27 protein-coding genes and 2 riboswitches are annotated in these 22,643 nt (G+C 67.7%); of the genes, 21 read left to right on the top strand and 6 right to left on the bottom strand.

The genetic code is table 11. The features are described from left to right. Nucleotides 1-3: 3 nt before the first annotated feature. From E2K76_RS11750 to E2K76_RS11740, 3 genes are read right to left on the bottom strand one after another with little or no spacing between them, the layout of a single operon-like run. Entirely contained in the window at nucleotides 4-1,749 is a 1,746-nt protein-coding gene (locus tag E2K76_RS11750) for a glucan ABC transporter ATP-binding protein/ permease (protein WP_136684500.1), read from the bottom strand. A 39-nt stretch (nucleotides 1,750-1,788) separates the two neighbouring features. Continuing rightward, entirely contained in the window at nucleotides 1,789-3,123 is a 1,335-nt protein-coding gene (locus E2K76_RS11745; protein WP_136684499.1) for an SLC13 family permease, read from the bottom strand. Nucleotides 3,124-3,167: 44 nt separating this feature from the next. Further along, complete coding sequence (locus tag E2K76_RS11740) at nucleotides 3,168-3,821, bottom strand: GntR family transcriptional regulator (RefSeq protein ID WP_220432225.1); 654 nt, start codon at nucleotides 3,819-3,821, stop codon at nucleotides 3,168-3,170. A 121-nt stretch (nucleotides 3,822-3,942) separates the two neighbouring features. On the opposite strand from E2K76_RS11740, the gene mdcA reads away from it, so the two are divergent. The 13 genes from mdcA to E2K76_RS11675 all read left to right on the top strand — a co-directional run bounded on the left by mdcA (nucleotide 3,943) and on the right by E2K76_RS11675 (nucleotide 15,547). Next, complete coding sequence (mdcA, locus tag E2K76_RS11735; protein WP_136684497.1) at nucleotides 3,943-5,577, top strand: malonate decarboxylase subunit alpha; 1,635 nt, start codon at nucleotides 3,943-3,945, stop codon at nucleotides 5,575-5,577. After that, complete coding sequence (gene mdcC / locus E2K76_RS11730; RefSeq protein ID WP_136684496.1) at nucleotides 5,577-5,894, top strand: malonate decarboxylase acyl carrier protein; 318 nt, start codon at nucleotides 5,577-5,579, stop codon at nucleotides 5,892-5,894. Before mdcA ends, mdcC begins: the two co-directional genes overlap by 1 nt. After that, nucleotides 5,891-6,742, top strand: coding sequence for a biotin-independent malonate decarboxylase subunit beta (locus E2K76_RS11725; RefSeq protein WP_136684495.1), 852 nt, complete (start codon nucleotides 5,891-5,893; stop codon nucleotides 6,740-6,742). The genes mdcC and E2K76_RS11725 overlap by 4 nt, the downstream gene beginning before the upstream one ends. Then, a complete protein-coding gene (locus tag E2K76_RS11720) occupies nucleotides 6,739-7,431 on the top strand; it encodes a biotin-independent malonate decarboxylase subunit gamma (RefSeq protein ID WP_136684494.1) in 693 nt (230 codons plus the stop codon). Before E2K76_RS11725 ends, E2K76_RS11720 begins: the two co-directional genes overlap by 4 nt. Beyond that, nucleotides 7,421-7,945, top strand: coding sequence for a malonate decarboxylase holo-[acyl-carrier-protein] synthase (gene mdcG / locus E2K76_RS11715; protein WP_136684493.1), 525 nt, complete (start codon nucleotides 7,421-7,423; stop codon nucleotides 7,943-7,945). The genes E2K76_RS11720 and mdcG overlap by 11 nt, the downstream gene beginning before the upstream one ends. Beyond that, on the top strand, nucleotides 7,942-8,712 hold the full coding sequence (locus E2K76_RS11710) for a triphosphoribosyl-dephospho-CoA synthase (RefSeq protein ID WP_136684492.1): 771 nt from the start codon (nucleotides 7,942-7,944) through the stop codon (nucleotides 8,710-8,712). The genes mdcG and E2K76_RS11710 overlap by 4 nt, the downstream gene beginning before the upstream one ends. After that, nucleotides 8,712-9,584 carry an ACP S-malonyltransferase gene (locus E2K76_RS11705; RefSeq protein ID WP_136684491.1) on the top strand — a complete coding sequence of 291 codons (873 nt, stop codon included), beginning with the start codon at nucleotides 8,712-8,714 and terminating at the stop codon, nucleotides 9,582-9,584. Before E2K76_RS11710 ends, E2K76_RS11705 begins: the two co-directional genes overlap by 1 nt. 231 nt (nucleotides 9,585-9,815) lie before the next feature. After that, a complete protein-coding gene (locus E2K76_RS11700; RefSeq protein WP_136684529.1) occupies nucleotides 9,816-10,742 on the top strand; it encodes a sugar phosphate isomerase/epimerase family protein in 927 nt (308 codons plus the stop codon). Between the two features lie 138 nt (nucleotides 10,743-10,880). Beyond that, nucleotides 10,881-11,846, top strand: coding sequence for a TRAP transporter substrate-binding protein (locus E2K76_RS11695; RefSeq protein WP_136684490.1), 966 nt, complete (start codon nucleotides 10,881-10,883; stop codon nucleotides 11,844-11,846). Nucleotides 11,847-11,849: 3 nt separating this feature from the next. Beyond that, nucleotides 11,850-12,344, top strand: a complete 495-nt coding sequence (locus E2K76_RS11690) for a TRAP transporter small permease (RefSeq protein WP_136684489.1) — start codon at nucleotides 11,850-11,852, stop codon at nucleotides 12,342-12,344. After that, a complete protein-coding gene (locus tag E2K76_RS11685) occupies nucleotides 12,337-13,626 on the top strand; it encodes a TRAP transporter large permease (protein ID WP_136684488.1) in 1,290 nt (429 codons plus the stop codon). The genes E2K76_RS11690 and E2K76_RS11685 overlap by 8 nt, the downstream gene beginning before the upstream one ends. Nucleotides 13,627-13,678: 52 nt before the next feature. Next, on the top strand, nucleotides 13,679-14,785 hold the full coding sequence (locus E2K76_RS11680) for a lytic murein transglycosylase (protein WP_246032949.1): 1,107 nt from the start codon (nucleotides 13,679-13,681) through the stop codon (nucleotides 14,783-14,785). Between the two features lie 60 nt (nucleotides 14,786-14,845). Further along, on the top strand, nucleotides 14,846-15,547 hold the full coding sequence (locus E2K76_RS11675; RefSeq protein WP_136684486.1) for a VPLPA-CTERM sorting domain-containing protein: 702 nt from the start codon (nucleotides 14,846-14,848) through the stop codon (nucleotides 15,545-15,547). On the opposite strand, the gene E2K76_RS11670 is transcribed toward E2K76_RS11675, so the two are convergent. Next, nucleotides 15,471-15,650: a hypothetical protein gene (locus E2K76_RS11670; RefSeq protein ID WP_136684485.1), complete on the bottom strand. Its 180-nt coding sequence runs from the start codon at nucleotides 15,648-15,650 to the stop codon at nucleotides 15,471-15,473. The genes E2K76_RS11675 and E2K76_RS11670 overlap by 77 nt on opposite strands. A gap of 56 nt (nucleotides 15,651-15,706) precedes the next feature. Continuing rightward, nucleotides 15,707-16,186, bottom strand: coding sequence for a cell wall hydrolase (locus tag E2K76_RS11665; protein ID WP_136684484.1), 480 nt, complete (start codon nucleotides 16,184-16,186; stop codon nucleotides 15,707-15,709). A gap of 91 nt (nucleotides 16,187-16,277) precedes the next feature. Continuing rightward, nucleotides 16,278-16,374: riboswitch (TPP riboswitch) on the top strand. A gap of 52 nt (nucleotides 16,375-16,426) precedes the next feature. Here E2K76_RS11665 and tenA point away from each other — a divergent pair. Then, a complete protein-coding gene (tenA, locus tag E2K76_RS11660) occupies nucleotides 16,427-17,095 on the top strand; it encodes a thiaminase II (protein WP_169053290.1) in 669 nt (222 codons plus the stop codon). Here tenA and E2K76_RS11655 read toward each other — a convergent pair. Then, entirely contained in the window at nucleotides 17,065-18,150 is a 1,086-nt protein-coding gene (locus tag E2K76_RS11655; RefSeq protein ID WP_169053289.1) for a glycosyltransferase family 61 protein, read from the bottom strand. The genes tenA and E2K76_RS11655 overlap by 31 nt on opposite strands. 100 nt (nucleotides 18,151-18,250) lie before the next feature. On the opposite strand from E2K76_RS11655, the gene E2K76_RS11650 reads away from it, so the two are divergent. The 7 genes from E2K76_RS11650 (at nucleotide 18,251) to E2K76_RS11625 (ending at nucleotide 22,640) form a co-directional block, all read left to right on the top strand. Then, entirely contained in the window at nucleotides 18,251-18,802 is a 552-nt protein-coding gene (locus tag E2K76_RS11650) for a thermonuclease family protein (protein WP_246032948.1), read from the top strand. Further along, a complete protein-coding gene (locus E2K76_RS11645) occupies nucleotides 18,802-19,050 on the top strand; it encodes a hypothetical protein (RefSeq protein ID WP_136684480.1) in 249 nt (82 codons plus the stop codon). Before E2K76_RS11650 ends, E2K76_RS11645 begins: the two co-directional genes overlap by 1 nt. Nucleotides 19,051-19,100: 50 nt before the next feature. Further along, nucleotides 19,101-19,331 (top strand): type II toxin-antitoxin system ParD family antitoxin, encoded by a 231-nt coding sequence (locus E2K76_RS11640; protein ID WP_136684479.1) that lies wholly within the window; start codon nucleotides 19,101-19,103, stop codon nucleotides 19,329-19,331. Next, on the top strand, nucleotides 19,324-19,623 hold the full coding sequence (locus tag E2K76_RS11635) for a type II toxin-antitoxin system RelE/ParE family toxin (protein WP_246032947.1): 300 nt from the start codon (nucleotides 19,324-19,326) through the stop codon (nucleotides 19,621-19,623). Before E2K76_RS11640 ends, E2K76_RS11635 begins: the two co-directional genes overlap by 8 nt. Nucleotides 19,624-19,645: 22 nt before the next feature. After that, nucleotides 19,646-19,836: riboswitch (cobalamin riboswitch) on the top strand. Nucleotides 19,837-19,870: 34 nt separating this feature from the next. Beyond that, the gene (locus E2K76_RS20615) at nucleotides 19,871-20,872 is read left to right on the top strand and encodes an ABC transporter substrate-binding protein (RefSeq protein WP_220432224.1); all 1,002 of its coding nucleotides are present in this window, start codon (nucleotides 19,871-19,873) and stop codon (nucleotides 20,870-20,872) included. After that, the gene (locus E2K76_RS11630; RefSeq protein ID WP_281280732.1) at nucleotides 20,869-21,882 is read left to right on the top strand and encodes a FecCD family ABC transporter permease; all 1,014 of its coding nucleotides are present in this window, start codon (nucleotides 20,869-20,871) and stop codon (nucleotides 21,880-21,882) included. The genes E2K76_RS20615 and E2K76_RS11630 overlap by 4 nt, the downstream gene beginning before the upstream one ends. Beyond that, the gene (locus tag E2K76_RS11625) at nucleotides 21,879-22,640 is read left to right on the top strand and encodes an ABC transporter ATP-binding protein (protein ID WP_136684476.1); all 762 of its coding nucleotides are present in this window, start codon (nucleotides 21,879-21,881) and stop codon (nucleotides 22,638-22,640) included. The genes E2K76_RS11630 and E2K76_RS11625 overlap by 4 nt, the downstream gene beginning before the upstream one ends. Nucleotides 22,641-22,643: the final 3 nt, after the last annotated feature.

Genomic DNA, 22,643 nt, shown 5'->3' with positions numbered 1-22,643 from the left:
GCTTCAGGGGGCAGGTTCGTGGATCTGCCCCTCGGCCACCAGTTCCGCGAACAGCCCGCCCTTGGCGACCAGTTCGGCGAAACGCCCCTGTTCCACGATGCGCCCGCCATCCATCACCAGAATGCGGTCGGCATCCGCCACGGTCGAAAGCCGGTGCGCGATGATCAGCGTCGTGCGGTTCGCCCGCAGCGCATCGATGGCGCGCTTGATCCGTGCCTCGGTCGCGGGGTCCAGCGCGGATGTCGCCTCGTCCAGAATCAGGACCGGCGCGTTCTTCAGCACCGCGCGGGCGATGGCCAGCCGTTGCCGTTCGCCACCCGACAAAGCGGTGCCCCGCTCGCCGATGACGAAGCCGTAGCCGCCGGGTTTGCGGGCGATGAAATCGGCGGCCTCGGCCCGCAGGGCGGCGTCGGCCACCTCGGCATCGCTGGCGCCGGGGCGGCCCACGCGGATATTCTCCGCGATCGAGCGCGAGAACAGCCCCGCCTCCTGAAACACCACCGCCGTCGCGTCGCGCAGCGAGGCCAGCGTCGTGGCCGCGACGTCCTGCCCGTCGATCTCGATCACCCCGGCATCGGGCGCGCGCAGGCGTTGCAACAGCGCCAGCGTCGTCGTCTTGCCCGACCCGGTGGGGCCGACCAGCGCGACCGTCTCGCCGGGCCTTGCCTCGAAGTCGATGTCGAAGACGCCCTGATCCGACCCCGGAAAGCGGTAACTGACCCCGCGATACCGCACATGCCCGCGCACCGGCTGGGGCAGGGCGCGCGCGCCGGGGGTGTCCGCCACCTCTCCCTGTGCGTCCAGCAGGGCGAAGAAGTTGCGCAGCGTCGGCGTCTGGCGGAAGATCGCGTTCACGAACCCGGCAAGGCGGTCAAGCTGGCCGATCATCAGCCCGGCGAAGGCGGCGAAGGACACGATCTCGCCCACCGTGATTTCGCCCGCCTGCGCCAGCAGCGCGCCGGTGGCAAAGACGATGACCATGGTGATCGTCGCCGCCGTCCGCGTCAGCACCGACAGCACGCCCCACCATGTCAGCACCGGGTATTGCGCGCGCAGAAGGTTTTCCGTCAGCGTGCCCAGCGCCTCCATCTCCAGCCGCAGGCGGGCATAGGATTGCACGACGGTCACGTTGCCGATCACGTCGCCCACGCGCCCGAACAGGCTGCCGGAATGCGCCTCCACCTCGGCCTGTCCGGCGCGGGTCTTGCGGATGACGAAGGTGTTCAGCGCGAAATACACGGCGCCAAGCCCCGCCAGCACCGCCGTCATCCGCGCATCGAGACTGAGCGCCGTGGGGATCAGCAGGATCAGTCCCGTGATCGCCGTCAACTGCTCGCGCAGCGCCGAAAGCATCAGCCCGAACAGCGCGTCGCTTCCGGCCAGCAGGGTGCGGATGACGGTGCCGGACCCCTTTTCGGCGTGATAGGACACCGGCAGCGTGATCGCGCGGGAAAACGCCTCGGACATGGATGCAAGCCGTGTGCGATGCGCCAGCCGGTCCGAGGCGATGGCCGTCACGGCTGATGCGGCGATCCCGACCAGCCCGAACAGCGCCCACAGCGCGATCACCCCAAACGCACCCGACCCGGTGGCCAGCGTATCGACCATCCGCCCGAAAAGGATCGGTTCCGCCAGCTGCACGCAGGCGACCAGCACGCCCGACCCGGCCAGCGATCCGGCCAGCCACCGTTCGCGGCGCAACTGGCCGATGGCGCGAAGATAGACCTGAAGGGTCGAGAGTTGGCTCATGGGCGGCAGTCTGTCGGGCCGCCGCCCCAAGTCAAGCGCCTACATCCAGCCGGGCAGGACGAAGGCCGCCCATGCCAGCAGCGGACCCGCCGCCACGATCAGCGCGCTATAGATCAGCAGCGTGCGGAAGAAGCGGTCCTTGTCGACATTCTGCGCATTGGCGACGACCAGCGCGCCGTTGGTCGAAAAGGGCGACACGTCCACGATGGTGGAGGACACCGCCAGCGCCGCGATCATGCCGGGGGTTCCCACGTCGCCCGTCATCAGGAACGGCACCGCCAGCGGAATGGTCGCGCCCAGAACGCCGACCGAGGATGCGAAGGCCGACACGATCCCGCCGATATAGCACAGCAGAAGCGCGACCAGCAGCGGCACGGCCAAGGATGCGACCCCGTTCGCGACATAATCGATGGCCCCCGCTTCCTCCAGCACGCCGACATAGGTGATGACGCCTGCGATCAGCAGCACCGTGGACCACGCGACCTTGTCGATCGCGCCCTTCTGTCCGCGCGGGCAGACCAGCGCCAGCACCACCGCGACGCACATCGCAACCAGCCCGACGTTCAGGCTGAAGACCAGCGCCAGCACCGCCAGCGAGCCAAGGCCGATCATCGTCAGCGTCTGTTCCATGTCGGGCCGCCCCGAGGGCTGCACCTCGGCCAGTTCGCGCGTGCGATCATGCAGATCGGCGGCCTCGTGCCCGCCATGGCCGCGGATGTCCACCGATACGCCCGGGCCGAAGGCGCTGCCATTGCCGTTCGCCGCAATCCGCGCGCCGCGATGCCCGCCCAGCACGAAGAAGGCGATGGCCGCGATGGCAAGGTTGAAGATCAGGCTGGCAAGGAACAGCGACATCTCGTTCCCCGGCAGCCCTGCGCGTTCGACCACCTGATTGGTGATGCCGCCATAGATGCTGATCGGGGAAAAGCCGCCGCCCTGCGCGCCGTGGATCACCATGATCCCCATCAGCAGCGGGTTGATCGCGTATTGCATGGCGAAGCGCAGCGCGATGGGTGCGATGATCGCCACTGCCGCCGGGCTGACAGCGCCGATCGACGTCAGCAGCGCCGCCACCCCGAACATCACCCACGGGATCGCCGAGATCCGCCCCCGCACCGCGCGCACGCAGGCTTGGACCAGCCAATCCACGGTGCCGTTGTTCTGCGCGATGCCGAACAGGTATGTGATCCCGACCAGCGTGACGAACAGATCGCCCGGAAAGCCGCCAAGGATGTCGTTCGCGCTCATCCCGACAAAGATCGTGCCGATCAGGAAGGCGAAGGCAAAGCCCAGCGCCCCCATGTTGATCGGCAGGGCGGTGGCGATGACGAACATCACCCCAAGGCCCAGTATGGTTGCCATCTGTGCGGACATATTCCCCTCCCTTTGCCCCGGCCTCCCAACCGGGGGTGTGTGTCTCAGTCGTCGAACCTCAGGTATCTGGCCAGCGCGGTTCCGGCGTTCAGCATGTGCTCGCGCATGACGCGGGCGGCCTCGTCCGGTTCGCCCCGCGTCATGGCGCGCAGGATGGCGCCGTGCTCGGCATGGGACGTGGCCAGCCGGTCCGGGTATCGCAGCTGCGTGCGGCGGAACGGCAGAAGGCGCGCGCGCAGGGCCAGCGCCTGTTCGACCAGAAACCCGTTATGCGTCGCGTGATACAGCCCTTCGTGGAACGACAGGTTGAACTCGTCATAGGCGGCGAAATCGCCGGTATCGGCTGCGGCGCGGGATGCATCGTGCAGGTCGGTCAGCTTTGCCCGCTCGGCCCCGGTGATGCGGTGGGTGGCGATGCGCACGCACATCACCTCGATCTCGGCGGTGACCTCGAACATCTCCAGAAGTCGGGGCAGGGTCATCGGCAGGACGACCGCGCCCTTGCGGGGGCGAATCTCGATCAGGCCCGCCGCTTCGACCTGACGCAGCGCCTCGCGCACGGGGGTGCGGGATGCGCCGAAGGTTTCGGCCAGCGAGGATTCGTCCAGCACCGTCCCGGGTGCCAGAACGCCGGTCGAGATGTCGTCCATCAGCGACAGACGGATGCGTTCGCTCAGCGGGCCTTCCGGTTCGGACATGCTCATGCTCCTTCGGCGTCCTTATGTATGCACACAGCAATCAGCGGCGGTCAATAAAATACATAGTTGATTGGCGAGGGGTGTTTGCAATACGCTGACCCAGAACAGCGGAGGGTGCGCGATGAAGGAATGGAACCGCCTTGGCCAGAACCGCGCCGCGCGGATGGACCGTGCTGCGGGCCTTGCGCGCGGCAAGCTCGTGGCCCCCGGCGATATCGGTGCGCTGCTGACGCGGGTGATCGAACCGGGCGACCGGGTCTGCATCGAAGGGAACAACCAGAAACAGGCGGACTTTCTGGCCAAGGCGCTGGCGGCGTTGGACCCGGCGGATGTGCATGGTCTGCATATCGTGCAATCGGTGCTGGCCTTGCCCAGCCATCTGGACGTGTTCGAAAAGGGCGTCGCGTCGAAGCTGGACTTTTCCTTCTCTGGCCCGCAGGCGGCGCGTCTGGCAAGGCTGCTTTCCTCGGGGCAGTTGAAGATCGGCGCGATCCACACCTATCTGGAATTGTTCGGGCGCTATTTCACCGACCTGACCCCGCGCGTCAGCCTTGTCTGTGCGGCGGCGGCGGATCGCAACGGCAACCTCTATACCGGCGGCAATACCGAGGATACGCCGGTGATCGTCGAGGCGACGGCCTTCCGCCGCGGCATCGTCATCGCGCAGGTGAACGAGATCGTGGACGCGGTGCCGCGCGTGGACATCCCCGGCGATTGGGTCGATTTCGTCGTCCAATCCCCGAAACCGCATTACATCGAGCCGCTGTTCACCCGCGATCCAGCGCAGATTTCGGAAATTCAGGTGCTGATGGCGATGATGGCCATCAAGGGCATCTATGCCGAATACGGGGTGAGGCGGCTGAACCACGGCATCGGCTTCGACACGGCGGCGATCGAGCTGTTGCTGCCGACCTATGCCGAAAGCCTTGGCCTGCGCGGCAAGATCGCAACCCATTGGGCGCTGAACCCCCACCCCGCGCTGATCCCGGCGATCGAGGCGGGATTCGTCGAAAGCGTGCATTCCTTCGGGTCGGAACTGGGGATGGAGGACTATATCCGCGCCCGCCCCGACGTGTTCTTCACCGGGCCGGACGGGTCCATGCGGTCGAACCGGGCGCTGTCGCAGACGGCGGGGCTCTATGCCTGCGACATGTTCATCGGATCGACCCTTCAGATCGACTTGCAGGGCAACAGTTCGACCGCGACGCTGGGCCGGATCGCGGGGTTCGGCGGTGCACCAAACATGGGGTCGGACGCGCGGGGGCGGCGACACGGAACCGAGCCTTGGCTGCGCGCGGGGCGCGAGGCGGGGCAGGACGGATTCCGCGGCCGCAAGCTGGTCGTGCAGATGGTCGAGACGTTCCGCGAACACATGGCCCCCGCCTTCGTGGACCGTCTGGACGCGTGGGAACTGGCCGATCAGGCGGGGCTCGATCTGCCGCCGGTGATGATCTATGGCGACGACGTTACCCATATCCTGACCGAAGAAGGCATCGCCAACCTGCTGCTGTGCCGCACCCCCGAAGAACGCGAACAGGCGATCCGGGGCGTTGCGGGCTATACCCCCGTGGGGCTGGCGCGTGACAAGCGGGCGGTGGAAAACCTGCGTGACCGGGGCGTGATCCGCCGCCCCGCCGATATCGGGATCGACCCGAAACTGGCGACGCGCGATCTTCTGGCGGCGAAGTCGATGAAGGACCTCGTCCGGGCATCGGGCGGGCTTTACGATCCCCCCGCGAAATTCAGGAGCTGGTGATGGAACGGCTGGAGTATGAATTCGACGGCGGCGCGCCGGTGGCCCCGCGCAACCGCCCCACGCTGACCGGGGTTCTGGGGTCGGGCAACCTTGAGGTGCTGGTGGAGCCCGCCGACCTTGGCGGGCGCGTCCGGGTCGAGGTGCAGACGGCAGCGGTCGGTTTCGGCGCGATCTGGCAGGCGGTGCTGGCCGATGTCTTTGCGCGTTGGCAGGTGGGCGACATCCGCGTGTCGATCAACGATGCGGGCGCGACGCCCGCCGTGGTCGCGCTGCGGCTGGATCAGGCGCTTTCGGATCATACGGGGGGCGGCGCATGACCAGTTGGCTTGAAGCCACCGCGCGGGAACGGATCGCCGGGCTGCTCGATCCCGGCAGCTTCACCGAATTCGTCCCGCCCGAGGCGCGGATCACCAGCCCGCATCTGGCGCAGCTGAATCAGCCCGCCGCCTTCGACGATGGCGTGGCCGTGGGACGCGGCACGCTGGAGGGCGCGCCAATGCTGATCGCGGCGCAGGAGGGCGCGTTCATGGGCGGCGCGGTGGGCGAGGTGCATGGCGCCAAGATCACCGGCCTGCTGGAACGCGCTTTGGACGAACGCGCGCCTGTGCTGCTGTTGCTGGAATCCGGTGGCGTGCGGCTGCACGAGGCGAATGCGGGCCTGATCGCGGTGTCGGAAATCATGCGCGCGATCCTTGCCCTGCGCGGTGCGGGCGTTCCGGTGATCGTGCTGAACGGCGGGCGCGTGGGCGTCTTCGGCGGCATGGGCATCGCCACCTGCCTGTGCGACCGGCTGATCATGTCCGAAGATGCCCGCCTTGGCCTGTCCGGCCCCGAGGTGATCGAGACGACGATGGGGGTCGAGGAGTTCGACGCCGCCGACCGCGCGCTGGTCTGGCGCGTCACCGGCGGCAAGAACCGCGCGATCTTCGGCGAGGCGGTTCTGGTCCCGGACGACATCGCCGCCTTCCGCGCCGCGATCCGGCTGGACCCGGTGCCGCTGGATGTCGAAGCGGAACATGCCCTGCTCGGCGCGCGTCTGGACCGCTTCGGCGCCGCCGAGGATGCGTTGGACATCTGGGCCGACCTTGGCATCGAAACCCCCGCGCGCCTGCCGCTTCTGGACACGGACGATTTCCTTTCCGCCATCGAAGGAAAACTTGCATGAAGATCGACGATCTGCTGCCACAGCTTTTTCCGAACGGGCATGACATCGCCTTCGACGGCGACTATTTCGCCGGACCCGCGGGCGATGTGGCTGTCATCGGCACCCGCGACCGCGCTGCCATCGGGGCCGCCCTGTCGCACCGCATGGCGGGCGAGGTGCTGCGCATCTGCCGCGATCATCCGGGCCGCCCGATCCTGCTGCTGGTCGATACGCTGGGCCAGAAGATGAGCCGCCGGGACGAAACGATCTGCCTGAACGCCTATATCGCGCATCTGGCCAAATGCCTGGATCATGCGCGGGGGCGTGGCCACAGGATCATCGGTCTGGTCTATGGCGAGGCGGTCAGCGCGGGCTTCCTGTCGTCGTCCATGCTGGCCGATGCCTGTTACGCGCTGCCCGAAGCCGAGGTGAAGGTGATGAACCTGCCCGCCATGTCGCGCGTGACCAAGATCCCGCTGGAGCGGCTGGAGGAGTTGTCGCAGAGCTCGGCCGTCTTCGCACCGGGGGTGGAGAATTACATCGCGATGGGCGCTGTGCGCGGGATCTGGGAAGGCGATCTGGCTGCCTGTCTGGAAAGGGCGCTGGCCGAGGACCCCGGCCCCGACACCCGCCGCACCCTGGGCGAGCAGCGCGGCGGGCGCACCCTTGCGCGCCGGGTGTCTGCCGACGTGCGCGGCGATGCGGCCTGACCGCCACAGCTTCGCCCGCGTGTCGGGACCGCTTCCGGGCGAGGCGGGCGATTGGGCGGCGGCGGGGCGGTGGTTCGTCGTCGCCGCCTCGCATCCCGGCGACGATCCGGGCACGGTGCGGCTGGGCCTTGCCACGCCCGACAAACGGCGCATCGGGCTGCACCTGCCGCTGGACCGCCTGACCGACCTGCGCCCCCCGCCCGGTCTGGACGAGATCGACCACGCCCCATGGGCAGATCGCCTGACGCAGCTTCGCGCCATCGGGGCGATGCGAGTCTATGGCTCGGCGGCATGGCAGGCGCTGACGGGGCTGCCATACCTGCGGGCGGGGTCGGATCTGGACCTGCTGATCGCCGATCCCGCGCTGGTCCCGGCGGTGCTGGCCTTGCCGCAAATCCCGCGTCTGGATGGCGAGGTGCTGCTGCCGGACGGTCGCGCGGTGGCCTTGCGCGAATACGGCGCGGCGCGGCGCATCGTCAAAGGCCATGGCGGCCCCTGGCTGGAGGCGGCATGACCCGCCAGCTTCCCATCGCCGGGGTCAGCATCGGACGCGCCGCCATCCGCGCCCTCCATGCCGAGGTGATGCTGCATCCCAAACCCGGCCTCGTCAGCCCGGTGGACAATGGCGCGCATCGGGACATGGACATCGGCACCTTCATGCGCAGCCTGTTCGCCCTGCGCGGATATTTCGTCGCGATCTCGACCGCGACGGATTTTCCGCAAATGCAGCGCCTTGGCATCGAGGCCGAGGCGCGGATGATGGCGGCCACGGGCGGCGTCAACACGCATCGGGGCGCGATCTTCAGCCTTGGGCTTCTGGCGGCGGCTGCGGGACGGATGACATCGCCGACCCCCGATGCCGTCTGCATGGCCGTCGCCCACAACTGGGGCGACGCGCTGCGGGCCATGCCGGCGCGCGCCAGCAACGGAACCGCCGCAATCCGCCGCCACGGGGCGACCGGTGCACGGATTCACGCGGCGGAGGGGTTTCCGCATCTGCGCCATGTCGTCCTGCCCGCGATGAAGGCAGGTCCGGTGCAGGCGCTGTTCGCCTCGATGGCGGTGCTGGAGGATACCAACCTTCTGCACCGGGGCGGGGCGGCGGGGCTGGCCCATGTGCAATCCGGCGCGCGCGCGTTCCTTGCGGCGGGCGGGGTTCATGCCCACGACTGGCGCGCACGGGCCGCGGCGCTGCACCGAAGCTGCGTCGCGCGGAACCTCTCGCCCGGCGGATCGGCGGACATGCTGGCCTGCGCTATGTTCCTGCGAAGCATCTGCTGATGCTGGGCCTGCTGTTTCCCGGCCAGTCCGCCCAAGGGGCCGAGGCGCTGCGAAGGCTGCTGCCCTATCCCGAAGCGGCCCCGGTCTTCGCGGCACTGGAACAGGTGGTCGGATTGCCGCTGGACGGCATCCTGAACGCGGGCGACCGGCTGTTCGAAAACGCCCTGGCCCAGCCGCTGGTCTGCGCGCTGGAACTGGCGGCGGCAGCGGTGCTGGACCCCGAGGCCGAGGTCTGCGCGGGTTACAGCATCGGCGAGCTTGCCGCCTATGGCTTCGCCGGATCGCTGACGGTGCCCGAGGTGCTGCGTCTGGCGCGCGTCCGGGCCGAGGCGATGGACGCGGCATCGGACCTGCCGCAAAGGATGGTGGCGGTGCGGGGGGTCGTGCCAGTGCTGCCCGATGGCGTGCATGTCGCGATCCGCAACGGCGCCGACCGGGTGGTGCTGGCCGGAGAGGCGAGCGCCGCCGATGCTGCCTGCGAGCGTCTTGCCGCGATGGGCGCGTCGGTCACGCCCTTGCAGGTGCGCGTCGCCTCGCACACGCCCTTGATGGCCCCCGCGATGCCTGTGTTTCGCCGCGCGCTGGAGGCTGCGGACTTCCGCGCCCCGGCACGCCGCGTTCTGGCGGGCATCGACGGCGCGCCCGTCCTGTCGCGGGACCGCGCCATCGACACGCTGTCTCGCCAGCTTTGCCAGACCGTCGAATGGGAGGCCTGCATGATCGGTCTGGAGGAAAGCGGCTGCACGGCGGCGGTGGAATTGCCGCCGGGAAGTAATCTTTCCAGAATGCTGCGCGATCGGGGAATGACCGCACGCGCGCTGGACGAATTCCAGACCCTTGAAGGTGCGGATGGCTGGATTGGCCGGCATTGAATTGCCGCATTGATTAATAAAATCGCTTGCCTGAAAAATCTGAATCGCGCAAAATTGATGTAATCGTTTGCATGGTGAATCGAGGAGGATTCGCGATGCGGGCATTCAAGGATCGGGTTCAAGCGAACAGCTGCGTAATCGCCTGAATATGCTGGCAAACCCTGTTTGCCGCAGGGTTTTCGATTGCGTCTTTCGCTTCGGCAAAGTGTTAACAACCGGAGGAGGAAAATAATGACCATTTCTGAATATGGCCTAATGGCCGTTGCCGCGACATTCGCCTTTGGCGGACAGATGGCGCAGGCCGCCACGGTGGATCTGCCCATCGGCGTGCAGCTTTATACCCTGCGCGATGCGGGCACCGTCGAGGAACGTCTGGCAGCAGTCGAACGCGCCGGGATCAAATATGTCGAAACCGCAGGTGCATTGGGCGCGACCGGCGAAGACGCCCGCGCGCTGCTGGAAAGCTATGGGCTGAGCGCGATTTCCGCGCATGTCGGGCTGTCGGAACTGCGCGACAATCTGGATGACGTGATCGCCTACAACAAGGCCATCGGCAACGATACCATCGTTTTGCCGAACGTGCCGGGCCGTCCGACCGATGCGGCGGGCTGGGCGACGCTGGGCGCGGAACTGGGCGGCATCGCGAACACGCTGGACGATGCCGGGATGCGCCTTGCCTATCACAACCACGCATGGGAGCTGGAGGAGTTCGACGGCCGCACCGCGCTGGAGATCCTGCTGGAATCCGCAGGCCCGCTGGTCAAGGCGCAGCTGGACCTTGCCTGGGCGCATGTCGCAGGGGTGGACCCGGTCGAGATGCTGAACAAGCTGGCCGGGCAGGTGATCTCGGTCCACGCCAAGGATGTCGCGACCGAGCCGGGGCCGACCACGGGCGGCACCCCGCCCGCCATGTTCGCCGCCGTGGGCGAGGGCGTTCTGGACTGGTCCGCGATCCTGCCTGCCGCGGAACTGGCCGGGGTCGAATGGTATATCATCGAACATGACTTCCCGCCGAATGCCGAGAACGTCATCACCGTCAGCAACCAGTTCCTGACCGGCCAGCTCGCGCCCCCGGCCCCCGTGCCGCTGCCCGCCAGCCTGCCGCTGCTGGCAGCGGGCCTTGTCGCGTTCGGCCTGATCCGCCGCCGCGCCGCCTGACGACGGCTGGCCGCGCAATCAAATATCAATGCGCGGCCACTTCCGGTCATTATCTTCCCGCAAAGACCCCTGCGGCATTGCAATCCGGTCCGCTGTCGCGTTAAGGCATCCGCCGGGACAAAGGGGAAGGGACATCCGATGAAGCATTTCCACGCCGCCATGCTGTTTGCCGCATTGGCCGCGCCGGCCACCGCGCAAGAGATCAAGATCGGCTATGCGCTGGCCACCGACAGCCACTATGGCGCAGGCGCGCAAGCGTTCGAGAAATCCCTGACCGAGAGCCTTGGCGACCAGTTCACTTTCCGCCACTTCCCGTCCTCCGGTCTGGGGGGCGAGCGCGAGGTGCTGGAAGGGCTGCAGCTTGGCACGGTCGAAATGACCATCGCATCCGACGGCACGCTGGCGAATTTCGTGCCCGAAGTGGGCGTTCTGGGCGTGCCGTTCCTGCTGCGCGACAAGGCACATGCCCGCACCGTGCTGGATGGCGAGATCGGCGACGAGATGCTGGCCAAGTTCGAAACCGCAGGGCTGCACGCGCTGGCTTGGGGCGAGCAGGGCTTTCGCCACATCACCTCCAACCGCGGCGCGGTCGAAACGCCCGCCGACCTTGCGGGGCTGAAGATCCGCACGATGGAAAACCCGGTCCATCTGGAGGCGTTCCGCGCCCTTGGCGCCGCCCCGACCCCGATGGCATGGCCCGAGGTGATCGGCGCGCTGGAACAGGGCGCCATCGACGGTCAGGAAAACCCGCTGTCGGTCATCGTTTCCGCCAAGCTGGCCGAGGTGCAGGATTACCTGACGCTGGACGGTCACGTTTATTCCTCGACCATCATCCTTGTCTCCCCGATCTTCTGGGACGGGCTGGACGACGCGCAGAAGGCCGCGTTCGAAAAGGCCGCCGATGACGCGGTCGTCGCGATGCGCGCCTATGTCGACGATGTGGACACTTCGGGCGTCGCGGCGCTGCGTGAAGGCGGCATGGAAGTGAACGAGCTGTCCCCCGAACAGAAAGCCGTCTTCCGCGACGCGCTGGCCGAACCCTACAAGGCTTACGAGGCGCAGTTCGGCAAGGATCTGATGGACCGCATCCAGGCGGTTCAATAACCCATGCGCCGGATCGAGAATGCCTTCGTGACCCTGAACGGGGCGGTGCTGGTCATCGGCCTGATGGCGATGTGCCTCATCCTTGGCTGGAACGTGGCGGGCCGGTATCTGACCGGCAATTCGCTGACATGGGCCGACGAGGTTGCGCGGTATTCGATGATCTGGCTCACCTTCCTTGGCAGCGGGCTTGCGCTGCGCGAGGGGGCGCATGCCGCCATCACCAACGCGCAGGACGCGCTGCCGGGAACGGGTCAGCGGGTGCTGCGCGGGGCGATCCTGCTGGTGCTGTTCGGCTTCTTCGCCTTCATGGTCTGGGTCGGCCTCGATTACATGGGCCGGATGTCGGTGCAGAAATCGGCGGCGCTTCAGGTGCCGATGAAATGGATCTATGCCGCGATGCCCACGGGGTTCGTGCTGATGATCGTCCACCTTGCCCTGATCGCGCCGGATTACCTGCGCGCGGGCCTTCAACAATCGGACGAGGCCGCCCTTGGCTGAGATCATGATCGCGACCTTTCTGATCCTGTTGATCATGGGGGTTCCGGTGGCCTTCGGGCTTGCCATTTCCGCCTTTGCCGCCGTCGCCATCGTCGGGAAATACCCGATGGTCGTCGTGGTGAAAGAGATGTTCACCGGCCTCGACAGCTTTCCGCTGCTGGCGGTGCCGTTCTTCATTCTTGCGGCGGAGATCATGTCCACGGGCGCGATTTCCCGCATGCTGCTGCGGTTCGCGTCGCAATTCGTCGGGCATTTCCGCGGGGGTCTGGGCTACGCCAACGTGCTGACCGGGACGCTGTTCGCGGGGATTTCGGGATCGGCGCTGGCATCGGCTGCCGGGCCGGGCGCGATGATGGCCCGGATGATGGAGCGTAGCGGTTATTCCAAGGCCTATGCCGGGGCGCTGACGATTTCGGTGGCGGTGGTCGATCCGATCATCCCGCCGTCGATCACCATGATCATCTATGCGCTGCAGGACCGCAACGTGTCGGTCGGATCGCTGTTCATGGCGGGTCTGCTGCCGGGGCTGCTGATTGCCGCGCTGATCGCCGGGGTGAACTGGTGGATCAGCCGCAAGCGCGACTATCGCAGTCTGGAACCCCGCCCGCCCGCCGGGCAGATGGTGCGCAACACGGTGGCGGCGCTTCCGGCGCTGGCGCTGATCGTGCTGATCGTCGGCGGTATCCGCGCGGGGCTGTTCACCCCGACCGAGGCTTCGGTCGTCGCCGTCTTCTATGCCGTGATCGCCAGCGCCTTCATCTATCGCGGGTTCTCGTTCCGCGATCTTTGGGGGGCGTGCCTGCGGTCGGCCATCATGTCGGTGGCGGTGCTGATGATCCTTGCCGCCGCCCGCGCCTTTGCATGGGTGCTGATCATCGAAGGCATTCCGCAGGCGATGGCGGACAGCGTGATCGCGATGAACCTGTCGCCCATCGCGTTCCTTCTGATGGTGAACCTGTTGCTGCTGGCCTTCGGGATGTTCATGGACCCACTGCCCGGGGTGATGATCCTCGTGCCGATCCTTGCGCCCATCGCCTACAGCCTCGGGATCGCGCCGGACCATTTCGCCATCGTGGTGATCGTGAACCTGACCTTCGGGCTGATGACGCCGCCGGTGGGGCAGTTGATCTTCGTCGTCGCCTCGGCCACGAAACAGCGGCCCTCGGCGCTGATCCGGGAAATGCCGCCCTTCTTCCTTGCGGCGATGGTGGCGCTTTTGATCCTGACCTTCGTGCCGTGGCTGTCCACATGGTTGCCGCAGGTCAGCGGTTTCGCGCGATAGGGTTGAAAGCCGCCTCCCAAGCCCGCACAAAGGGCGCAACATGGGAGGCAGCATGAACAGGCGTTTCGTCTTGACGGCAATCGCGGCGGCGGGGGTTTCGGCCTGCGCCCCGCGTCTTACGGGAACCGCTTCGGTGGCCAGCGATCTGCAGCCGATCGCGGATGGCGGCTATGACGCATGGGTGCGGGCCTTCCGTCCGCGCGCGGCGGCGGCAGGGATTTCGGACCGCACCTTCGACGCGGCCTTCCGTTCGGCCGGGTTCATCCCCGGCGTCGTCACGCGCGACCGCAGCCAGCCCGAATCTTCGCGCACGCTGGAGGATTACCTGTCCATCGCCGTATCGGACGAACGGGTGGCCAAGGGCCGCGCCGCCTTTGCCCGGCACCGCACGACGCTGACCGCGCTGGAGGCGCGCTATGGCGTGGACGCTTCCATCATCGCGGCGGTTTGGGGGCTGGAGAGCTTTTACGGCGAACGGCGGGGCGATGTGCCGGTGATCTCCGCCACCTCGACGCTGGCTTACGAAGGGCGCCGCGCGAGCTTTTTCGAGAACCAGCTGATCGCCGCGCTTCGCATCCTGCAGAACGGCGACATCACGGCGGATCGGATGGTGGGAAGCTGGGCCGGGGCGATGGGGCATACGCAGTTCATCCCCACCTCCTATCTGGCCTATGCGGTGGACTATACCGGGGACGGGCGGCGCGACATCTGGTCGGATGATCCGTCGGACGCGCTGGCCTCGACCGCCGCCTACCTTGCGCGCAGCGGTTGGACGCGGGGGCAGCCCTGGGGGCGCGAATCCGCGGACGGCCCCTTGCAGCCGCAGGCGGGCGGGCCGCGTTTCACCGTCACCGGCAATTTCCGGGCGATCAAACGCTACAACAACTCGGACCTCTATGCGATCGGGGTGGGGCATCTGGCGGACCGGATCGCAGGGGGCGGCCCGCTGCGCGGCAGCTTCCCGCCCGATGCGAACGGGTTGACCAAGAACGACCGCATCCGCCTGCAACAACGGCTGACGGCGCGCGGTTTCGACACCGGCGGCGCGGATGGCGTTCTGGGCCGCAAGTCTGAATCGGCGATCCGCGCCTATCAGACCAGCACGGGGCAGGCGGCGACGGGCATCCCCTCGCCTGCGCTTCTTGCCGCACTTGGCTGACTTGCGCGAATCGCGGGCGCAAGGCTGAATGGGCGGGCAGGTTCAACCGGAGTGATCGCGATGCGTGCTCGACTGACGACTGCCTTCCTTGCCTTGTCCATGTCCACCGCCCATGCGGCGACCGTCATCACCTTTGACGATCTGCCCGTCGGTGACACGGTTCCCGCCACATATACCGAAAGCGGCGTCACCGTCGCGGGCAGCCCCGGCTCCTATACCCGCGCCGGGGCGGTTCATATGGACGATGGCGGCACCTTCTATGCCAAGACCATCCAGATCACGACGGGCGCTGCGTTCAGCGCGCTGGGCGTCGATATCTTCGGCCTTGGCCAGAACAGCTTCGTCTTCGACGACGATCTGGGCGAGGTCGTCGGGGTCCCACACGAAAACGTCTTCATCAAGGGCTTCCTGGGCGGCAGCCTTGTGGCCGAGCTGAGCTTTTCGACCGGCCTCGCCACCGCACTGACGCAGGTGCGCTTCGACAGCAGCTTCGCCGATATCGACCTGCTGACGGTGACGGCGGATTCGGTGCTGCTGCCGGGGATGGAGTGTTTCGAATACCCCTGCGGCCATTTCGATCTGGACAATCTGATCGTCGGCGCGGTGGGCGAGGAGCTTGCGCCCGTGCCGCTGCCCGCCTCGGGGTGGATGCTGCTGGCGGGGGTTGCGGCGCTGGGCCTGCGGCTCAGGTCCAGCCGTTCTGTTCGGCGATCCGCCGATACAGGTCCATCGCGCCGTCGTTCCGGGCGATCTCCTGCTTGATCAGCCCGATCATCATCAGGTTTTCTTCCTGCGCCTCAAGGGTGTCCAGCTGCTCGCGCTCCAGCCCCAAGGTGAAGATCTTCTTCAGGATGAACTCTTTCATGATGCCCCGCCGCTGACTGCAACACCCGAACAGGCGCGCGCGCCCTGTGGTTCCCTTCAGCGGCGGGTGATGCCTTCGACCGGCGGCATGGGGGCGGGCTGGGTCACCAGTTCCGGCCTGCGCCGTTCATAGAAGGCATTCCCGCCCGTGGTGACGGTGTAATGCATGTTGTTGTATCCGGCGCGATAGGATGCGGCGTGGAAGAACTGCGCGCTGCCGACCAGCGGATGACGCTCGCCCCGCAGGACGGATGTCGCCGCCTCTCGGGTCAAGCGCTTCGACCGGGCCTCGGTCATGTCGCGCGACATGACGCCGGGCGCGAACTGCCCCTTCTGCGCCACGACGCCGCAAACGCTGCCGGGATAGCGGCCCGATTCCACGCGGTTCATCACGACGCTGCCCACGGCGACCATCCCGTCGCGGCTGGAGCGGTTGCTTTCGAAATACATGGCGCGCTCCATGCAATCCAGCTCGCTATGCCGCTGTCCGCAGGCCGCCAGCAGCGCAAGTCCAAGAAGCATCGCCGGAATTTTCATGTCGCCCTCGCCCGTTTTCGTCCGTTCTACCCGACGGCGGGGCACGATCACAACCGGCTTGACCGGGGCGCTGCCGCGTGCGACGCATTCGGGATTGCGACAGGGGCGCTTGGAGAGATCCGGGCTGAGAAGAACCCTTTGAACCTGAACCGGATAATGCCGGCGGAGGGAGGCGCGCGAAAACGGCGGGGCCAGTCCTGCCGCGTTCCGTCCTCCGACCCCCGGCGCATGGAGGACACGATGGGATTTACCCAAGACCTTGCGCGGCAGACGGCGGAGTTGCGCGCCCGCATCCATGACATGCCCTTCAACCGCGAACTTGCGGCGGGCAGCCTGTCTGCCGACGTCTTTCGCGGCTATATCGTGCAGGATGCGCATTACCTCGAAGGGTTCGCGCGGGCGCTGGCGGCGGTGGCGGCAAAGGCCCCCGGCCCGGAGGAGATCGCCCAGCTTGCCGGCTCCTCCCATGGCGCGATCAAGGCCGAACGGACGCTTCATGCGCATTACATGGCGCTGTTCGGCGTCAGCGATGCCCAGTTCCGCAATGCCGAGACGTCGGCGGCCTGCGACCACTACGTCTCGTTCCTGCTGCGGGTGGCGTTGGTCGGTGATTTCGCCGAAGGGGTGGCGGCGCTGCTGCCCTGTTTCTGGATCTATCGCGACGTGGGGCAGCGCATCGCGGCGGATGCAAAGCCGGACAACCCCTTCGCTGCATGGATCGACACCTATGCCAGCGAGGAGTTCAACCAGGGGGTCGAGCGGATGCTGGCATTGACCGACCGGGTGGGCGCGGCGGCGGATGCGGCCTCACGCGATCGGATGCACCGCGCCTTTGCCCGGTCCTGCTGGCACGAATGGCAGTTCTGGGACAGCGCCTATCACCGCAGGGGCTGGCCGATCGCCTCCTGAAGCCGCAGGACCGCCGCCTGCCGCGCGCCAGCGTCCAGATCGGGCCATTCGGGCGTGCCCGCAGGCAGGAAGCCCTGCCGGATCAGCGCATCCCGAAGCGCGGGGCGATCCGGTTCGAAGAAGGTCAGGTTCGGATTGCGGCTGCCCTCCACCGCGGTGACGCCGGTGAATGCCGGCAGGCGCAGCACGGGCGCACCGAGGAATCGTTCCAGACTGTCGCAGATCTGGCCGAAGCTGGGCGCATCGCGCCGCCGGATCACCGCGACGCGGCACGCCTCGGGCGCGGCGAAGGACAGAAGGTGCAGCGGGCTGCCCTCGGTCGCGACGACGTGGGTGGCGGCGCGGAACATCGCCACCTGCCGGGCAAGGTCGTGATCCTCGGGGCGGATCACCTGATATCCGGCAGCGGCGAACAGCGCCTCCACGCCCGGCTCGTCAAGGATCGCGCCGCGCCGGGCGGGCTGGCCGGACCGGGTGATGTAGATGCGCGCCGCGCCATCCGGGGCCACATGCGCCAGCCTGCCGCGCAGGAACGCCCGCACCTCGGGCCGCGCGCCCAGCAGGTCCCCCGCGCCGAAGCCCTGTTCGGGAATGACCAGATCGTCACAGGCCGAAGGCTGCGTCACGACCCGCACCGGGGGCAGGCCCATCACCTTGGCCAAGGGCGCAAAGCCCTTCGCCACCCGCCGCGCCTTGTCGAAGGGACGGGCGAAGAACACGATCCCCTGCACGCGCTCCACCCGGTCCAGCGCCCATAGCCGCGCGGTCGCCTCGCACAGCATGTGGCCGAAATGCCCCGACAGCACCCCGCCGAACAGCCATCGGCCCTCCAGCCGCTCTGTCGCCGCCGCCACCGCCGGAAACACCGTGGCAGGGACCGTCGCGCTATCGCTGAAGCACAGGCTTTCCGGCACCGGCGCGCCGTCTGCATCGAAGACGCCGCAGGGCTGCGGACGCTCCGGTCCGGCGGGCGGCACCAGAAGCGCATTCGGCACGATGCGCCAGCGGGTGCCCAGCGGCAGGTCCGGATCGTGGGGAAGGGTCTGGGGTTGCATGGTTTCTCCGTCGCTCGCCCGATCAGACCTGCCCTTGCGCGGATGTCCAGCCCCAATGTCGCGGTTGATCGCCCCCGCGGCATCGGACATACGCAAGGGCATGAAACGAGGACGCAGGAAAAAAGCCGGCACCCGCGAATGGTTGGCCGCGATCGTGATGGTCGCGGGCCTGTTCGCCCTGACCGGAGAGGAGCGCTGGCTGGACGAGCTGCGCGGGTTGCTGCCCGCTGCTGCGGCGTCGAACGAGGTTGCGGGCACGGCGTCGGTCATCGACGGTGATACGCTGGACATCCACGGCACCCGCGTCCGTCTGCACGGGATCGACGCGCCCGAGGGGCGGCAGACCTGCGGCGCGCGCGGGCGCACATGGCGCTGCGGGCAGCAGGCGGCACTGGCGCTGTCGGACCGGATCGGCCGCGCGCCCGTCACCTGCCGCCAGCGCGATGTGGACCGTTATGGCCGCGTGGTCGCCACCTGCTATCAGGGCGATCTGAACCTGAATGCGTGGATGGTGCGTCAGGGCTGGGCCGTCGCCTATCGCCAATACGGGCGCGATTACATCCCGGACGAGGAGGCGGCCAAGGCGGCGGGGCGCGGCGTGTGGTCCGGGCCGTTCTTGATGCCGTGGGACTGGCGGCGAAGGCAGGGATGATGTCGCGACTTCTGATCATGGCGGGGATCATCGGCGGTGCCGCGGGCTATATGCTGCTTGGGCCGGAGTTCCGCGAGGGCCATTCGATGCAGGAACAGATCGCGCTGGGCCTTCTGGGCATCCTGATGATCTGCACGCTGTTCGGCATGAAAATCACGACCATCTTCGGTATCCTGTTCCGGCTGGTGGTGATCGCGCTGATCTGGCGCTGCATCGAAATGGTGCTGCGCGTGGTCCGCCTGCGCTGAGCCTTGCCGGATGGCAATCTTTGCCATATAGTCTTGCAAGGAGGCCGCCCATGTCCACGATGAACGTATCCCTGCCCGAACCGATGAAAGCCTGGGTCGAGGCGCGGGCCCGCACCGGGCGGTTTGCCAATTCCAGCGATTACGTCCGCGACCTGATCCGCCGCGATCAGGCCCGGCAGGATGCCGTCGCCAGCCTGCAATCGGCATTGGACGAGGCATTGGCCAGCGGCACCCCCGCGCCGTTCGACGTGGACGGCTTCCTTGCGGAACGCCGTGGCTGATTACCTGCTGACGCCCAAGGCCCGGCAGGATATGGAGGCGATCTGGGATACCGGCGTCCAGCGTTGGGGCAGGGCGCATGCCGACCGCCACATCCGCACCCTTGCCGCGACCTTTGCGCTGATCGCGGATTTCCCCGAACTCGCCCCGCTGCGCGACGAGTTCAGCCCGCCCATCCGCATCCACCCGCACGGGGCGCATCTGGTGCTGTATCATCAGGACGGGGGCGTGGTGATCCTGCGCGTGCTGCACGGACGGCAGGACCTTCTGGCGGCGCTGGAAGAAGGCGCTTGACCGCCGCGCGCGGCTGCGGCACGTCACCCCTTGCGAGATGGTTTCCGGGGGTCGCGCCCCCCGAATTAAAAGGGAACGCGGTGCAAATCCGCGACTGCCCCCGCAACTGTAAGCGGCGAGCGACCCCCGAACGCCACTGGTGCCCCGGCACCGGGAAGGCGGGGCAAGCATCGACCCGCGAGTCAGGAGACCTGCCATCCCGGCCTGAACCGCAACCGGACGTGGGGTCCGCCAAGGGATGAACGAAATGAACGCAACGGCACGCATCGTGTCGCGCCTTTGGATGGCCGTCATGGCATCCGGCACGGGCGCATTCGCCGGGGATTACCCCGTCACCATCGAAAACTGCGGCAACAGCCTGCAATTCGACGCAGCGCCCGAACGGGCGATCGGCCTTGGCCAGAACAGCACCGAGATCCTGCTGATGCTTGGCCTTGCGGATCGCATCGCGGGCAGCGCCATCTGGGTGTCGCCCGTGCTGCCCGAACTGGCCGAGGCCGAGGCGAAGGTCCCGCGCATTTCGGACACGACGCCGGGGTTCGAGGCGGTCGTCTCGCGCGATCCCGATCTGCTGGCGGTGCAGTTCGCAAGCTCGGTCGGGCCGGACGGGCGCATCGGCACGCCCGAGCAATTCGCCGATCTGGGCATCCCGACCTATGTCTCGCCCACCAACTGCGACACGGATACGCGCGGCAATGGCGATGGCAGCCGCGCGCGGCTTTACTCCAACGCGCTGCTTTACACCGAGGTGGCAGAGCTTTCGCGCATCTTTGGCATCCCGGATCGCGGCGATGCGCTGGTGGCACAGATGACCGCGCGCGAGGATGCGGTCCGCAGCCGTGCGGCGGAGGGGGTCTCGATCCTCTACTGGTTCTCCTCGCCCGAGGTGGCTGGGGATGCGTGGGTCGCGGGCAAGAACGGCGCACCCGCCTATGTCAACAGCCTGCTGGGCGCCGAAAACGTCATCGACAGCGAGGAGGAATGGCCGCTGGTCGGGTGGGAAACCATCGCCGCGCTGGACCCGACCGTGATCGTGATCGGCACGATGGACCGGCGCAACCAGCCCGCCGACGATCCGGCGGTGAAGCGCGATTTCCTGGCCACCGACCCCGTCGCGCGCGAACTGACGGCGGTGCAAAAGGGCCGGATCGTCGAGATGGACGCGCAGGCGATGAACCCGACCCTGCGCACCGTGCAGGGGGCCGAGGTGCTGGCCCGCGCGCTGGGCGAATTCGGCCTTTTGAAGTGAGCGGTCTGCGCCTGCTGGTCGGCGCGGCGGCGGTGCTGTCCGCGCTGCTGGTCGCCATCGCGCTGGCCGTCGGGATCGGCGAGATGCCGATCGCGCCCGCGACCACGCTGGCCGCCGTCACCAACCGCATCGGCCTGACCGAGATCCCCCTGCGCCGGATCGAGGAGGCGGTGATCTGGGATTACCGCCTGTCGCGCGCCTTGCTGGCCGCCTTGTGCGGCGCGGGGCTGGCGCTGTCGGGGGCGATCCTGCAATCGCTGCTGCGCAACCCCTTGGCCGAACCCTATGTGCTGGGCATATCGGCGGGGGCGTCCACGGGTGCGGTGTCGGTGATGCTGCTGGGTCTTGGCGCGGGCACCGTCACGCTGTCCTTGGGCGCATTCGCCGGGGCGCTGGTGGCCTTCGTCTTCGTGATCCTGCTGGCGGGAACGGGGCAGGCGGCGGACCGCACCATCCTTGCCGGGGTGGCGGCGTCGCAGCTTTTCAACGCGCTGACCTCGTGGATCGTGTCCACATCGGCCGATGCCGAACAGGTCCGCAGCGTGATGTTCTGGCTGCTGGGCAGCTTTGCCGGGGTGCGCTGGCCGGATGTGTGGCTGGCCAGCGGCGTGGTCGCGGCGGGGCTGGCGGTCTGCATCGCCCATGCCCGCGCGCTGGACGCCTTCACCTTCGGCGAGGATGCGGCCCGCTCGCTGGGCATCGACGTGCGGCGGGTGCGGGCGGTGCTTCTGGCCGTGACCGCGCTGATGACGGCGACGATGGTCAGCATCGTGGGCGCCATCGGTTTCGTCGGGCTGGTGATCCCCCATGCCGCGCGGTTCGTGGTGGGGCCGGGGCACCGGCGGCTACTGCCCGCGACGGCGTTGACGGGGGCGCTGTTCATGGTGCTGGCCGACATCGCCTCGCGCCTTGTCATCGCGCCGCAGATCCTGCCGGTGGGGGTGGTGACGGCGCTGGTGGGGGTGCCGTTCTTCTCGGTCATCCTTTACCGCGCGCGGAGGGCGGCATGAGCATCGCGGCAACCGACATCAGCTGGGCCTCGGGCGGCGAGGCCATCGTGCAGGGCGTCACGCTGGAGGTGCGCGAGGGCGAGACGTTCGGCCTTCTGGGTCCGAACGGGTCGGGCAAATCCTCGCTTCTGCGGGTGCTGGCGGGGCTGCGTGTGCCGCAATCGGGGCAGGTGGCGCTGGACGGGGCGGACCTGCGGGCGATGGCCCCCCGCCGCATCGCCCGGCGCATCGCGGTGGTGGAACAGCACGCCGCGACCGACATCGCCATTTCGGTGATCGAGGTCGTGCGCCTTGGCCGCACCCCGCATCACGGCATCCTGTCGGGCTGGACGGCAGAGGACGACCGGATCGTGGAAAAGGCGCTGGCGCGCGTGGATCTTGGCCACCGCCGCAACCAGCCCTTCCACACCCTGTCCGGGGGCGAGCGCCAGCGCGTCCAGCTTGCCCGCGCCTTGGCCCAGAATCCGACCCACCTGATATTGGACGAGCCGACGAACCATCTGGACATCCAGCACCAGCTTGAAATCCTGGCGCTGGTGCAGGCGCTTCCGATCACCAGCATCGTCGCGCTGCACGATCTGAACCTTGCGGCGATGTTCTGCGACCGGCTGGGCGTGATGAAGGCGGGGCGGCTGATCGCCTGCGGCGCGCCCGAGGATGTGCTGTCGGCGGCGATGATCGCCGATGTGTTCGGGGTGCGCGCCCATGTCGCGCCATCGGCCCATCACGGGCGGGTGCATGTGCAGTTCCTGCGTTGACAG

It is taken from the genome of Falsirhodobacter xinxiangensis, from assembly GCF_004959935.1.
GTDB lineage: Bacteria > Pseudomonadota > Alphaproteobacteria > Rhodobacterales > Rhodobacteraceae > Falsirhodobacter > Falsirhodobacter xinxiangensis.
This window is presented reverse-complemented; position numbering and strand designations above follow the sequence as displayed.

Coding starts and splice junctions, on each gene's coding strand:
- E2K76_RS11750 (WP_136684500.1), bottom strand. CDS start 1,749: ATGAGCCAACTCTCGACCCTTCAGGTCTATCTTCGCGCCATCGGCCAG.
- E2K76_RS11745 (WP_136684499.1), bottom strand. CDS start 3,123: ATGTCCGCACAGATGGCAACCATACTGGGCCTTGGGGTGATGTTCGTC.
- E2K76_RS11740 (WP_220432225.1), bottom strand. CDS start 3,821: ATGTCCGAACCGGAAGGCCCGCTGAGCGAACGCATCCGTCTGTCGCTG.
- mdcA (WP_136684497.1), top strand. CDS start 3,943: ATGAAGGAATGGAACCGCCTTGGCCAGAACCGCGCCGCGCGGATGGAC.
- mdcC (WP_136684496.1), top strand. CDS start 5,577: ATGGAACGGCTGGAGTATGAATTCGACGGCGGCGCGCCGGTGGCCCCG.
- E2K76_RS11725 (WP_136684495.1), top strand. CDS start 5,891: ATGACCAGTTGGCTTGAAGCCACCGCGCGGGAACGGATCGCCGGGCTG.
- E2K76_RS11720 (WP_136684494.1), top strand. CDS start 6,739: ATGAAGATCGACGATCTGCTGCCACAGCTTTTTCCGAACGGGCATGAC.
- mdcG (WP_136684493.1), top strand. CDS start 7,421: ATGCGGCCTGACCGCCACAGCTTCGCCCGCGTGTCGGGACCGCTTCCG.
- E2K76_RS11710 (WP_136684492.1), top strand. CDS start 7,942: ATGACCCGCCAGCTTCCCATCGCCGGGGTCAGCATCGGACGCGCCGCC.
- E2K76_RS11705 (WP_136684491.1), top strand. CDS start 8,712: ATGCTGGGCCTGCTGTTTCCCGGCCAGTCCGCCCAAGGGGCCGAGGCG.
- E2K76_RS11700 (WP_136684529.1), top strand. CDS start 9,816: ATGACCATTTCTGAATATGGCCTAATGGCCGTTGCCGCGACATTCGCC.
- E2K76_RS11695 (WP_136684490.1), top strand. CDS start 10,881: ATGAAGCATTTCCACGCCGCCATGCTGTTTGCCGCATTGGCCGCGCCG.
- E2K76_RS11690 (WP_136684489.1), top strand. CDS start 11,850: ATGCGCCGGATCGAGAATGCCTTCGTGACCCTGAACGGGGCGGTGCTG.
- E2K76_RS11680 (WP_246032949.1), top strand. CDS start 13,679: ATGAACAGGCGTTTCGTCTTGACGGCAATCGCGGCGGCGGGGGTTTCG.
- E2K76_RS11675 (WP_136684486.1), top strand. CDS start 14,846: ATGCGTGCTCGACTGACGACTGCCTTCCTTGCCTTGTCCATGTCCACC.
- E2K76_RS11670 (WP_136684485.1), bottom strand. CDS start 15,650: ATGAAAGAGTTCATCCTGAAGAAGATCTTCACCTTGGGGCTGGAGCGC.
- E2K76_RS11665 (WP_136684484.1), bottom strand. CDS start 16,186: ATGAAAATTCCGGCGATGCTTCTTGGACTTGCGCTGCTGGCGGCCTGC.
- tenA (WP_169053290.1), top strand. CDS start 16,427: ATGGGATTTACCCAAGACCTTGCGCGGCAGACGGCGGAGTTGCGCGCC.
- E2K76_RS11655 (WP_169053289.1), bottom strand. CDS start 18,150: ATGCAACCCCAGACCCTTCCCCACGATCCGGACCTGCCGCTGGGCACC.
- E2K76_RS11650 (WP_246032948.1), top strand. CDS start 18,251: ATGAAACGAGGACGCAGGAAAAAAGCCGGCACCCGCGAATGGTTGGCC.
- E2K76_RS11645 (WP_136684480.1), top strand. CDS start 18,802: ATGTCGCGACTTCTGATCATGGCGGGGATCATCGGCGGTGCCGCGGGC.
- E2K76_RS11640 (WP_136684479.1), top strand. CDS start 19,101: ATGTCCACGATGAACGTATCCCTGCCCGAACCGATGAAAGCCTGGGTC.
- E2K76_RS20615 (WP_220432224.1), top strand. CDS start 19,871: ATGAACGCAACGGCACGCATCGTGTCGCGCCTTTGGATGGCCGTCATG.
- E2K76_RS11625 (WP_136684476.1), top strand. CDS start 21,879: ATGAGCATCGCGGCAACCGACATCAGCTGGGCCTCGGGCGGCGAGGCC.